Origin of the sequence: Micromonospora wenchangensis (assembly GCF_002210435.1) — a bacterium.
Classification (GTDB): Bacteria; Actinomycetota; Actinomycetes; order Mycobacteriales; family Micromonosporaceae; genus Micromonospora; species Micromonospora wenchangensis.
In genome coordinates, this window is sequence record NZ_MZMV01000013.1 from 1 (window position 1) to 12,542 (window position 12,542).

General features: G+C 71.8%; 9 protein-coding genes. 6 read left to right on the forward strand and 3 right to left on the reverse strand.

The genetic code is table 11. The features are described from left to right. Window positions 1-201: 201 nt before the first annotated feature. Window positions 202-1,476 carry a glycosyltransferase gene (locus B5D80_RS10155; protein WP_088643572.1) on the reverse strand — a complete coding sequence of 425 codons (1,275 nt, stop codon included), beginning with the start codon at window positions 1,474-1,476 and terminating at the stop codon, window positions 202-204. Between the two features lie 80 nt (window positions 1,477-1,556). On the opposite strand from B5D80_RS10155, the gene B5D80_RS10160 reads away from it, so the two are divergent. From B5D80_RS10160 to B5D80_RS10175, 4 genes are all read left to right on the forward strand, one after another. Beyond that, window positions 1,557-2,417: an Fpg/Nei family DNA glycosylase gene (locus tag B5D80_RS10160; RefSeq protein WP_088643573.1), complete on the forward strand. Its 861-nt coding sequence runs from the start codon at window positions 1,557-1,559 to the stop codon at window positions 2,415-2,417. A gap of 328 nt (window positions 2,418-2,745) precedes the next feature. Next, entirely contained in the window at window positions 2,746-4,257 is a 1,512-nt protein-coding gene (locus tag B5D80_RS10165; protein WP_088643574.1) for a sugar transferase, read from the forward strand. Window positions 4,258-4,297: 40 nt separating this feature from the next. Beyond that, entirely contained in the window at window positions 4,298-5,521 is a 1,224-nt protein-coding gene (locus B5D80_RS10170; protein ID WP_088643575.1) for a sensor histidine kinase, read from the forward strand. Window positions 5,522-5,538: 17 nt separating this feature from the next. Beyond that, window positions 5,539-6,300, forward strand: coding sequence for a LytR/AlgR family response regulator transcription factor (locus B5D80_RS10175; RefSeq protein WP_088643667.1), 762 nt, complete (start codon window positions 5,539-5,541; stop codon window positions 6,298-6,300). Between the two features lie 186 nt (window positions 6,301-6,486). Here B5D80_RS10175 and B5D80_RS10180 read toward each other — a convergent pair whose 3' ends face one another. Both B5D80_RS10180 and B5D80_RS10185 read right to left on the reverse strand, forming a co-directional pair. Continuing rightward, window positions 6,487-8,568 carry a choice-of-anchor D domain-containing protein gene (locus B5D80_RS10180; RefSeq protein ID WP_158224159.1) on the reverse strand — a complete coding sequence of 694 codons (2,082 nt, stop codon included), beginning with the start codon at window positions 8,566-8,568 and terminating at the stop codon, window positions 6,487-6,489. A gap of 275 nt (window positions 8,569-8,843) precedes the next feature. Continuing rightward, window positions 8,844-10,229 (reverse strand): hypothetical protein, encoded by a 1,386-nt coding sequence (locus tag B5D80_RS10185; RefSeq protein ID WP_144081632.1) that lies wholly within the window; start codon window positions 10,227-10,229, stop codon window positions 8,844-8,846. 275 nt (window positions 10,230-10,504) lie between these two features. On the opposite strand from B5D80_RS10185, the gene B5D80_RS10190 reads away from it, so the two are divergent. Beyond that, window positions 10,505-10,900: a hypothetical protein gene (locus B5D80_RS10190; RefSeq protein ID WP_088643668.1), complete on the forward strand. Its 396-nt coding sequence runs from the start codon at window positions 10,505-10,507 to the stop codon at window positions 10,898-10,900. Window position 10,901: 1 nt separating this feature from the next. Then, window positions 10,902-12,542, forward strand: a complete 1,641-nt coding sequence (locus B5D80_RS10195; RefSeq protein WP_088643578.1) for a sodium/solute symporter — start codon at window positions 10,902-10,904, stop codon at window positions 12,540-12,542.

The following is a 12,542-nucleotide window of genomic DNA, read 5'->3' on the forward strand; positions in this document are numbered from 1 at the left end:
ACCGACCCCAACTCCCCAGAAAATGATCACCAGCGACCCACACACCCAACACAAGACCCATAAATATGACTGCTGGGCATATCACTTCGCGCAGACATGTCGGCCGCCCCGCGACACGCCCGGCCACCGCAGAGATCGTGGAAGGGAACGGCCTCCAGAGGGGCCACTTCCGCCAGGGTCTCGCGGAGGGCGGCAGCGGGGTCAGTTGGCGCGGGTGAGGGAGGCGTAGATGGCCAGGTGCCGCTTGAGGACCACGTCGGGGTGGAACGTCTGCTCGTACCGCAGCCGGGCCGGAGCGGACAGCAGCGCGGCACCGGCCCGCGCGACCGGGAGCGCGGCGGCCAACGCGGCCGGGTCCGGCGGGACCACCCAGCCGGCGGTGCCGCCGAGCAGCCCGGCCGGGACCGCCGGCGGACCGGCCGGCGGCGGGGCGTGACCGGCGACCGCCGAGGCGACGGCGGCCGGGCCGGTGCCGGCGGGCTCGTGCGCGACGTCCGCGCCGACCAGGTACGGAATGCCGCCGAGCGCGGTACCGAGCACCGGCCGCCCACTGGCCAACGCCTCGATGATCACGGTGGGCAGCACGTCGTGCCACATCGAGGCGGCGATCACCACGGCGCTCGCCTCGACGGCGGCGCGTACCCCGGCCCGGTCGAGCTGGCCCAGGTAGACGACGTCGGCGCGCTCGGCGGCGGCGGCCTCGACCAGCGGGCGCAGCTCGCCGTCACCGGCCACCCGCAGCGTGCCGAGGCTGCCCACCGGGTGCCGCCGCCAGGCGTCCAACAGCAGGTCGAGGCCCTTCTCCGGGGTGAGCCGGGCCAGATAGAGGAAACCGTCGCCGAGCGGGGTAGGTGCACCCGGGTCGGGCACCGCGTTCGGCTTGACCACGATCCGCTCGGCCGGGATGCCGTAGTCGGTCAGGTGGTCGGCGATGGCCGAGGTGAGCGCGATGAACCGGTCCACCGAACGCCAGGTGCCCCGGTGCACGGCCAGGGTGGCCGCCATCAGCGCACTCTGCGCCCGGGAATCCCGGTAGCAGCGGTGCACGATCGACGGCACCGCCAGCGCCCGGCCCTTGCAGTCCTGGCAAATGACGCCGTCGCGGAAGTAGATCCCCGACGAGCAGACCTGCCGATAGTTGTGCACCGTCTGCACCACCGGCACCCCGTGCCTGTGCGCGGTCCGCACCACCCAGGGCGAGAGCAGCGGGTACGGGTTGTGCAGGTGCAGCACGTCCGGCCGGTGCTCGGTGAGCAGCCGGGACAGGTCCTGCTGGGCGCGCGGGGCGTAGATCGGTGAGATCGGCAGCAGCGCCTTGGCCGACTTCGGCATCGACGGGATCTCGTCCGAGCTGCGGATGAACGGCAGCACCTCGACCCCGGCCGCGGTGAGCTGCCCGATCTCCGAGTCGACCATCGTGTTCTCACCCGACGGCTGGGCTTCCCGGTACCGGTTGTGCGCCACCACGATTCTCACAGAGCTTGCCTTTCGATCGCGACTGCGGGACTCGCAAGCTCATTCCTCGCGCTCACGGGAACGAAGGCTACCGTGATGTGATGCCCGAACTACCGGAGGTGGAGGCGCTCGCGGGGTACCTGCGTGAGCGTGCCGTGGGGCGACGCGTCGACCGGGTCGAGGTCGCCGCGATCAGCGCCCTGAAGACGTACGACCCGGCGCCCACGGCGGTGTCGGGCCGGGCGGTGGCCGACGCCCGGCGGCACGGCAAGTTCCTCGACGTGATCTTCGACGGTGACCTGCACCTGGTGGTGCACCTGGCCCGCGCCGGCTGGCTGCACTACCGGGAGGCGTTCCCGTCCACCACTCCGCTGCGCCCCGGCAAGGGCCCGATCGCCCTGCGGGTACGCCTCGACGACGGCTCCGGGTTCGACCTCACCGAGGCGGGCACCCAGAAGAAACTCGCCGCCTACCTGGTGACCGACCCGGCGCAGGTCCCCGGGGTCGCCAAGCTCGGGCCGGACGCCCTCGACGCCGACCTGGCCACCTTCACCGAACGGCTGCGCAGCCGACGGGGGCAGGTCAAGGGCGTGCTGACCGATCAGGCGGTGCTCGCCGGAGTCGGCAACGCGTACTCCGACGAGATCCTGCACGCGGCGAAGCTGTCCCCGTTCGCGATCACCGACCGGCTCACCGACGACCAGCTCGCCACCCTACACGCCGCCACCCGGACGGTGCTGGGCGACGCGGTACGCCGCTCGGCCGGGCACCGGGCGGCGGAGCTGAAGGGGGAGAAACGTTCCGGGCTGAAGGTGCACGCCCGCACCGGGCTGCCCTGCCCGGTCTGTGGCGACACCGTACGCGAAGTCTCGTTCGCCGATTCGAGCCTCCAGTACTGTCCGACCTGCCAGACCGGCGGCAAACCGCTCGCTGACCGTCGGTTGTCCCGACTCGTACGGTGAGTCACATCGCGCCATTGTTACGGAGAGGTATCGTCCCTGGCGCGCGGAACGTCCCCGTCCGCGCTCTACCCCGGTGGCCGTCCATCGGTATAGTGGCTCGGTCCCCGGCTTCGAAAACTGACGTGAAGTCGGCCGGTTCCTCGTCGGCAACGCCAAACGCAAAGCCCCCCGGCTCCGCGTTTGACCCGCTGCCAGCGTGGGAGACTGGAACGGTGGGCGACCCGGGCCCCTCACGGCGAGTGAGCGGCGCGTGTCATGCGGGAGGACATGGGTTGAGGTGACGACAAGCCTCCAGCGCCCGGTAACCAACACAGGCCGGAGCAAACTCGTGCGGCACGTCGACAGCTTCGAGATCCAGCCGCCGACACCGCCGTCACACAACGGGGTGCCCCGGTCGGCATGGGCCCGCGCCCGACGCCGGGTCTCCACCTGGCACCGCCCGTACACGGCGGCGCTGCTGCTGCTCGACTTCGCCGCCGTGGTGCTGGCCGACTGGATCGCCCAGGAGGCGTTCGGTCAGGCACGGGCCGGCTTCTACAACGCGCAGGCGGACCCGACCTGGTTCTACACGGTGGTCTTCCTGCTGGTGCCCCTCGGCTGGCTGGCGGCCCTGTGGGGCAACCGGGCCTACGACAGGCGTTACCTCGGTCTCGGCCCGGAGGAGTACAAGCGGGTCATCCGGGGCGGCGTCGCGGTCACCGCCACCGTCTCCTTCATCGCCTTCGCCACCAAGACCGACCTGTCCCGGTACACGGTCGGTTTCGCCCTCGCCGGGGCGTTGGTGCTGGTCCTGTTCTTCCGGATCTCCGCGCGGTTCGTGCTGCACCGGGTCCGGGGTCGCGCCGGGCACGCCGGGCACCGGATGGTGCTGGTGGGCACCCTGCCGGAGTGCCTGGAGGTCTACGTCGCGGTCACCCGCAATCCGGCCGCCGGCCTGGTGCCGGTGGCCATCCACATCACCGACGGGTACGCCGCCGCCCGGGGCATCCAGACCCCCGTCCCGGTGTACGCCGGCCGGGACGTGCTGGCCCTGGTGCGGGAGGTCGGCGGGGACACCATCGCGGTCTGCGGCTCGGCCAGCGCGGAGCCGGGTGAGCTGCGCCGGCTGGCCTGGCAACTGGAGGGCTCCGGCGTCGACCTGGTGGTCGCCCCGCAGCTCACCGACATCGCCGGCCCCCGGGTGCACATCCGCCCGATCGAGGGTTTGCCGCTGCTGCACGTGGAGGAGCCGACCCTGTCCGGGCCGGCGCTGCTGGCCAAGAACCTGATGGACCGGGTCGCCGCCGGGCTGGGCCTGCTGCTGCTCGTCCCGGTCTTCCTCGCCATCGGGCTGGCCATCCGGCTGTCCGACCCCGGGCCGGTCTTCTTCCGCCAGCCCCGGGTGGGCCACGAGGGGCGGACCTTCCGGGTGTGGAAGTTCCGCACCATGTACGTCAACGCCGAGGAGCGGCTCGCCGGGCTGGTCGACCAGAACGAGACCGACGGCATGCTGTTCAAGATGAAGCAGGACCCCCGGGTGTTCCCGGTGGGCCGCTTCCTGCGGGCCTCCTCGCTCGACGAGCTGCCCCAGTTGATCAACGTGCTGTGGGGGGAGATGTCGCTGGTGGGGCCGCGTCCGCTGCCCGCCGACGACGGCGACTTCCTCGGTGACGTACGGCGGCGGCTGCTGGTCCGTCCCGGGATGACCGGCCTGTGGCAGGTGTCCGGCCGTTCCGACCTGTCCTGGGACGAGGCGGTCCGGCTCGACCTGTACTACGTCGACAACTGGTCGCTGGCGTACGACCTGAGCATCCTGTGGCGCACGGTCGGTGTGGTGCTGGCCCGCAAGGGCGCGTACTGAACCCCTTGGCGTGGCGGGCCGGACAGGCCAGGATCGCGGGGTGGGTGGCAACCTCTCCGCCGTGGCCGGCGTCGTCTCGCTGGTGACCGCGCTCGCCGCCGCGCTCTGGGCGGCGCTGCGGCTGCGCGGTCGACGGGGCATCGCCACCGCCACCCAACGGGCCACCTACGAGGTGCTGCACACCGCCGGTCTGGCCGCCGAGCCGCTGCGTACCGGGCTGCACCCGGCGGGCGCGGCGAAGGCCGTACGCCACCTGCGGGCCCTGGTGGGGGCGGCCGGGCTGGCGTTGACGGACGCCGACACGCTGCTCGCCCTCGACGGGCGCGGCGGGCACCACGGCGACCAACTGCTCGCGGCGGCCCGGCGGGTGGCCGAGACCGGCCGGTCGACCGTGCTGGGCGAGTCGGAGCTGCACTGCGACCGGGTGGACTGCCTGGTCCGGGGGGCGGTGGTGGCACCCCTGTCGGCCGACGGCCGGGTGGTCGGGGCACTCGTCGCGGTCGCCGACGGGCCGCCCGCGCCGGGCCTGGTGCAGGCCACCCTGGAGACCGCGCACTGGGCCGGCAACCAACTCTCGCTGGCCGAGCTGGACTCGTCCCGGGCGCGGCTGGCCCGCGCCGAGATCCGGGCGTTGCGGGCGCAGATCAGCCCGCACTTCATCTACAACGCGTTGACCGCGATCGGGTCGTTCGTGCGCACCGACCCGGAACGGGCCCGGGAGCTGATCCTGGAGTTCGCCGAGTTCACCAGGTACTCGTTCCGGGCGCACGGGGAGTTCACCACCCTCGCCGAGGAGTTGCGTTCCATCGATCGCTACCTGACCATCGAACGGGCCCGGTTCGGTGACCGGTTGCAGGTGCGGTTGCAGATCGCCCCGGAGGTGCTGCCGGTGACCCTGCCGTTCCTGTGCCTGCAACCGTTGGTGGAGAACGCGGTACGACACGGGTTGTCGCGCAAGCCCGGTACCGGCATGGTGAGCATCGAGGCCCGGGACGCGGGTGCCGAGTGTCACATCACGGTGGAGGACGACGGAGTGGGGATGGACCCGGCCACGCTGACCGCGGGGATCGCCGAGCTGACCCGGGCCGGCAGCGACCCGACCGACGACCCGGGCCAGCACGTCGGCCTCTCCAACGTCGACGAGCGGCTCCGGTCGGTCTTCGGCGACGGGTTCGGCCTGGTCGTCGAGACGGGCCCCGGCTCCGGTACGAAGGTGAGCCTGCGGATTCCGAAGTTCCACCCGGGCGTACGGGCCGGCGCGTGAGCGAGCGGACCGGCGCGGTGAACGCCTCCGGGTTCCTGCGGGTGCTGGCGGTCGACGACGAGCCACCGGCGCTCGACGAGTTGGCGTACCACCTGCGGGCCGATCCCCGGGTGGCCCGGCTGCACACGGCCGGTGACGCCACCGAGGCGCTGCGGGTGCTGCGGGACACCGACGTGGACGTGGTCTTCCTGGACATCCGGATGCCCGGCCTGGACGGGATGGAACTGGCCCGGGTGCTGCGCCGGTTCGCCCGGCCCCCCGCGATCGTCTTCGTCACCGCGTACGACGACGGCGCGGTCGACGCGTTCGACCTGGGTGCCACCGACTACGTCCGCAAGCCGGTACGCGCCGAACGGCTGGCCGAGTCGCTGCGCCGGGTGATGGGCTCCCGGGTGGTGCCGTCGCACCCGGCGGCGTTGGCCCGTGCCGAGGAGGACCCGACGATCCCGGTGGAGCTGGCCGGGACGACCCGGATGCTGCCCCGCTCGGCGGTGCGCTGGGTGGAGGCGCAGGGCGACTACGCGCGGCTGCACACCGCCGACGGGTCGCACCTGGTCCGGGTGTCGCTGGCCACCCTCGCCGAACGCTGGGCGGACGCGGGGTTCGTGCGCATCCACCGGTCGTACCTGGTGCAGTTGCGGCTGATCGCGGAGCTGCGCCTGGTCAACTCGGGGTACGTGGTGCTGATCGACGCCGCCGAGTTGCCGGTGAGCCGCCGGCACACCCGGGAGCTGAAGGACAAGCTGGTCCGCGCCGCCAAACAGGACTGGAACCGCTGAGCCGGGCGCGGCCATGATCGTCGCGGTGCCGGCGCGCTGGCGGTGCGTCGACGGTCATGACCGTCGCAGTGTCGGCGACGTTGCGGTGACCGGGCGTCCGGATGCCGCAACATCGGCCCCCCTGGCGCGGGAACGGCGAAGGGCGTCCCGGCCTCGGCCGGGACGCCCTTCGCCGCAGGTGGCGGGTCAGCGTGGGGAGGGGGTGCCCACGCCGGAGTCGATCACCTTGAGCCTGCTGCCGGGGGACGTGGCCCGGCCCGTGGGCGGGGCGGCCGTACCCGGGTAGACCCAGAGCGTGCCGACCACGTCGGCGACCACGTGGGTGTTACCCGAGTGGTTGTAGACGTTGAAGCCCTGGGTCGGGCCGAGGATGCCCAGCACCGCGTTGGAGACGGTCTGCCCGGCGGCCGGGTTGAGGTTGCTCGCCGTGGGCCGGGTCATCGCCGAGTCGGCCGGCCACACCGTGAGCACGGTGTTGCTGGTCGGGGTGACCGCGGTGACGTTCATCGCGAGCACCTGCGTGCTGGGGGTCAGCATGCTCGCCGGTGCGGTGACCTTGCCGACCGCGGTCGGCCCGAGCACGCTCGGCAGGCCCTGGCCGATCCGGCTGTCCGCGATCCGGGTCGGCGACATCGGGGTGAACCGCAGGCCGTCCGGAACCGTGCCGTCGTCGATCACACCCACCACGTCCACCACCAGGTGGGTGGTCTGCGAGGTGTAGATCGAGAACTCCGGGGCCCGCCTGCCGCCGCACTCGGTGCACTCGACGGTCTCCACGATGGCGAGGTTCGGCACCACCTTGCCCGCCGGGTAGTTGACCGTGGACGCGCTCGGGACGTTCCCCTGCCCGTTCCAGGCCGTCAGGTAGCCGGCCTTGCGGGGCGAGACGGCGGTGATGTTGACGACCAGCGCCTTGACGTGGGTGTTGAGGTCACCGAAGCTGAGCCAACTCCACATGATGTAGTCGGCCTTCAGGGGACCGCCCTCCTTCCGGGTGTCGTAGAGGCGGTACGGCTTGATCCACTGGTACTGACCGCCCTGTCCCCGGCTGGAGAGCGAGTTGTTCCCGGCCCAGACGCCCGCCACGTCGACCACGACGTCCGTCGACCCGGCGTGGTTGTAGACCGACACCTTGCCGCCGGAGCCCACCTTGACGGTGACGCTGTTCGAGCCGAGCCACGACTTCGCGAAGTTGACCGAGGACGCGGTCGGGCGGCTCTCACCGGCGGGGTAGAGGGTCAGGAAGCTCCCCGCCGTCGGGCCGACGACCGTCACGTTCAGCACGACGGAGCCGACACCGCTGCTCGGCACTCCACCCCGGCCGGTGACCTGGAGGTCAACCTTCTTACCCGGGCCGATCTTGGCCTTGGGCGCGCCCAGCCCGGAACGGGTGTCCATCAGCCGCTTCGGCGCCAGCGGGTAGTAGCTGCCGGTGACGCCCCGGAACCCCTCGACGGCCAACTGCACCCGGCGGGTGCCGGAGGCGCTGTCGTCGGCGAGTAGCAGACTCGCCTGCTGCACCCCCTCCCTGGTCGGGTTGGCCGCGACCGAGACCGTGCAGGTCTGCCCCGGGGTCAGCGTCCGGCCGGTGCAGTTCGAGCCGAGCAGCGCGAACGCCTCGGGCGTCGGGCCGCCGAGGCTGGCCGCCCCGAAGGTGACCGGGGCGCTGCCGACGGACCGGAAGGTCACCGTCCTGGCCGCGCTGGGCACCGCGATCTCCTGGTAGTTGAAGCTGACCGGGTTGGGCTCGCCGTGCGCGACCACGTAGTCCACTGACGAGTTCCAGCGCAGCTCACCGCTCACCGTGCCGGTGTAGTAGGTGCTGTCCCGGCAGCTGTACTCGTAGGCGGCGGCGAAGGCGTCGACCCGGCCGGTGTCGCTGTCCCGGTCGGCCTGCCGGACCTTGATCCAGCCGGTGACGTGGCCGCAGCCGCGCCCGTCGGAGGCCAGGTCCATGGCGGCGGTGCCGCCGTCGCCCTGCCAGGTCGCCTGGTAGGTCTGACCGGCAGCCCACTGCTCGCCGGCCGGTGGCTGGATGGTGAGCCGCACGTAGGAGCCGGACCGGTTGGTCTCGACCGCCAGCCGGTCGTTGCTCTGCGCGACGACCGAGACGGTGGAGTTGTCGCGGTCGAAGACGTCGGACCGGTAGATCGGATAGCCGCCGGTCTGGTCGCCGACGTCGACGGTGAGCACCGTGTACGGCGCGGTGGGCGCGGCCAGCGCCATCCCCGGCAGTACGGCCAGCGCACAGGCCCCGGCAACGCTCATGCCGAGTAGAGCGCGAAAAATGCGCATGCATTACCCCGTGAAGAAGGAAGAGTGATTGTGGACCACACACTATGAGCGGTGATCACGAGCGGCAAGGCCATATCGATGGAATGCCAAGAAAGGGCAATGCACCCTTACCGGATCGACGACCGGCACGTGAGCCGGGCCTCCGCCGGAACCACCGCTACCTTCGCGCAAACGCGAGAGCGCCCCGACCGCATGGTCGGGGCGCTCTGCGGTGACGACTGACGGTCAGCCGTCGTGGCGGTTGTCGGTCAGCTCCGGTTCGCGGCCGGAACCGCGCTCGGCTTGGCCTTGCCGCCCTTGAGCGACGTGGCCGACTTGGCCGTGGACGCCGGCGGGTAGTAGAACGTGCCCACCACGTCGGCGACCAGGTGCGTGGTGCCGGACAGGTTGTTGACGTTGAACGCGTAGTTCGGGCCGATGACACCCAGCACGCCGTTGGAGACGACCTGGCCCGCGTACGGGTTCAGGTTGCTGGTGGCGGGCTTGCCGACGCCGTCGAAGTCCGCCGGCCAGGTGGTGATGACCGTGTTGTTGGTCGGGGTGACGGCGGTGACGTTCATCGCCAGCACCTCGGTGTCGGGCGTGACCAGCGCGTCCGGGGTGGTGACCTTGCGGGTGCCGTTGGCCGGGATGGCCCCGGAGATGCCCAGGTTGGAGCGGCTGTCGACGATCCGGGTCGGGCTCAGCGGGGAGAACCGCATGCCGTACGGGGACTCGCCGTCGTCCACCACGCCGACCAGGTCGACCAGGACGTGCGCCGCCTGCGAGGTGTAGATGCTGAACTTCGGCGCACCCACGGTGCACCACCCGTTCAGCTCGGTGCCGGTGCAGGGGGTGGTCTGCACGAAGGTCAGGTTCGGCACGTTCTTGCCGGCGAGGTAGTTCACCGTCGACGCGGCCGGCCGGGTGCCCTTGCCGGACCACGCGGTGAGGAAGCCGGACTTGGCCGGCGACACCGCGGTGACGTTGAAGACGAACGACTTGACGTGCGGGTTGTAGTCGTCGCCGAAGTTGAGCGAGTATTCCAGCACCTGGCCGGCCGGGGGCTTGCCCTCCGGGTCCTCGCGGCTGTCCCACATGCGCTCCGGCAGGTACCACTCGTACTGGCCGCCGGCCCGGTTGGTGAGGCTGTTGTCGCCCGCGTAGAAGCCGACCACGTCGACGATCACGTCGGTCGAGCCGCTGTTGTTGTAGACCGAGACCTTGCCACCGGAGCCGAGCTTCACGGTGACGTTGTTGGAGCCCAGCCAGCCCTTGGCGAAGTTCACCGAGGAGGCGGTGGGGCGGGACTCGCCCGTCGGGTAGGCGGTGAGGAAGCTGGCGGCGCTGGGACCGGTGACGGTCACGTTCAGCACGACCGCGCCGACGCCGCTGGCCGGTACGCCACCACGGCCGGCGACCTGGAGGTCGACCTTCTTGCCGGCGCCGATCTTGCCGACCGGGGCGCCGGTGCCGTTGCGGGTGTCCAGCAGCCGGGCCGGGGAGACCGGGTAGTAGGCGCCGGTCACGTCGTCGAGGGCCGCCGCCTTCTGCAGCGGCGCGGAGACGGGAGCCGCGGAGGCCGTACCCGGCACCACGGCGAGTGCACATGCTCCGGCGAGACCGACGCCGAGGAGAGTGCGAATTTTGCGCATAGAAACCCCGTGTTCGAAGAGAAAGGGATTGGCTGCCCCAGCGTAGGGGCCTGGGTCAATGCCGGCAAGGCCGTTACAGATGATCTCCGGGTGACGTTCCGGTGAGGACGAATCAGACGTAACGCCATGGTGGTCATCAGGTCGCCCACCGTCGTCCACAGGCCGGTCGCCTTGTCCACAGGTTGTCCACACCCCCGGTGGACGACACTTGACATTCGGGTGGGGCGGACGAGACTGCCCGGGTGACCGCCGACCACGACCCCGAACCGCCACCGGTGGACCCGGGGCCGCCGGCCGTCCGGTCGACCGGACGGGTACGGATCGTGCTGGCCGGCGTCTCCCGCCGGGACACCCAGGCCGCCCACACCCGCACCGAGCTGACCCAGCAGACCCGGGTCGGTGAGGCGCTGGTCCGGGGCCTGGTCCGGGCGCAGCTCACCCTCGCCCTGCGGCTGAGCCTGCTGGTGCTCATCGGGTTGGGCGGGCTGCCCTGGCTGTTCGCCGTCGCGCCCCCGGTCGGCCGGGTCACCGTGCTCGGCGTCAACCTGCCCTGGCTGCTGCTCGGGGTGGTCTCGTTCCCCTTCCTCATCGCCGTCGGCTGGGCGTACGTGTGGCTCGCCGAACGCAACGAACAGGACTTCGTCGACCTCGTCCAGCGACCGGAACGCTGAGATGGGCAACGGGTACGTCGTACCGGCGATCGTCGCGGTCACCCTGATCACCGTCGGCATCGGCTTCTACGGACTGCGCCTGGCCCGGACCACGTCCGACTTCCTGGTGGCGTCCCGGACGGTCAGTCCGACCTGGAACGCCGCCGCGATCGGCGGGGAGTACCTGTCGGCGGCGAGCTTCCTCGGCATCGCCGGGCTGGTCCTCAAGTACGGCGTCGACGTGCTCTGGTACCCGGTCGGTTTCGCCGCCGGCTACCTGGCGCTGCTGCTCTTCGTCGCCGCGCCGCTGCGCCGCTCCGGGGCGTTCACCCTGCCCGACTTCTGCGAGCTGCGGCTCGGTTCCCGCCGGCTGCGCACCCTGGCCACCGTCTTCGTCATCTTCATCGGCTGGCTCTACCTGGTGCCGCAGTTGCAGGGCGCCGGGCTGACCCTGGCCACGGTGGCCGGCTCGCCGTACCCGGTGGGGGCGCTGCTGGTCGCCGCGGTGGTCACCGCCAACGTGGCGTTGGGCGGGATGCGGGCGATCACCTTCGTGCAGGCTTTCCAATACTGGCTGAAGTTGACCGCGCTCGCCGTACCCGCGATCTTCCTGGCCCTGCAGTGGCAGGCCGACGCCCGCCCGGCGGTGACCCCGCCCGACGGGCCGGCGTTCCGCACCGCCACCACCGTCGTGGTCGAGCACCGCGCGGCCCTCACCTTCCCCGACGGCACCACCCGTGAGGTACGCCCCGGCGACGAGCTGAGCTTCGCCGCCGGCGACCCGGTGCCCGAGGTGTCCGGGGTCGCCACCGGGGCCGCCGACTGGCTGCTGCCCAGCGCCGCCGGGGACGACGACCGGGGCCTGTTCGCCACCTACTCGCTGATCCTGGCGACCTTCCTCGGCACCATGGGACTGCCGCACGTGCTGGTGCGCTTCTACACCAACCCCGACGGCGCGGCGGCCCGGCGGACCACCCTGGTGGTGCTGGCCATGGTCGGCGTCTTCTATCTGCTGCCCACGCTGTACGGCGTGCTCGGCCGGATCTACACCCCGCAACTGCTGGTCAGCGGGCAGACCGACGCGGTGGTGGTACTGCTGCCCGAGGCGGCGCTCGGCGACGGCGTCACCGGGCGGCTGCTCTCCGCACTGGTCGCCGCCGGGGCGTTCGCCGCCTTCCTGTCCACCTCGTCCGGGCTGCTCACCAGCGTCGCCGGGGTGATCTCCACCGACGTGCTGGGGCACGGCTCGGTACGCGGCTTCCGGCTGGCCACGGTGATCGCCGGCGGGGTGCCGGCGGTGCTCGCCCTGAACGTCTCCGGGCTGGACGTCTCCCAGGTGGTCGGGCTGGCCTTCGCCGTCGCCGCGTCCAGCTTCTGCCCGCTGCTGGTGCTCGGCATCTGGTGGCGCGGCCTGACCGACCTCGGCGCGGCGGCCGGGGTGCTGGTCGGTGGCGGCGCGGCGATCGGCGCGGTGCTGGTCACCGTGCTCGGGCCGCCGCTGACCGGCTGGCCGGCGACCCTCACCACGCAGCCCGCCGCCTGGACGGTGCCGCTCGCCTTCACCGTGATGATCGCGGTGTCGATGGCGACCCGCCGCCGCACCCCGGTCGACGTCGGAGCCACCATGCTCCGCCTGCACGCACCCGAGTCGCTCCGTTCCTGA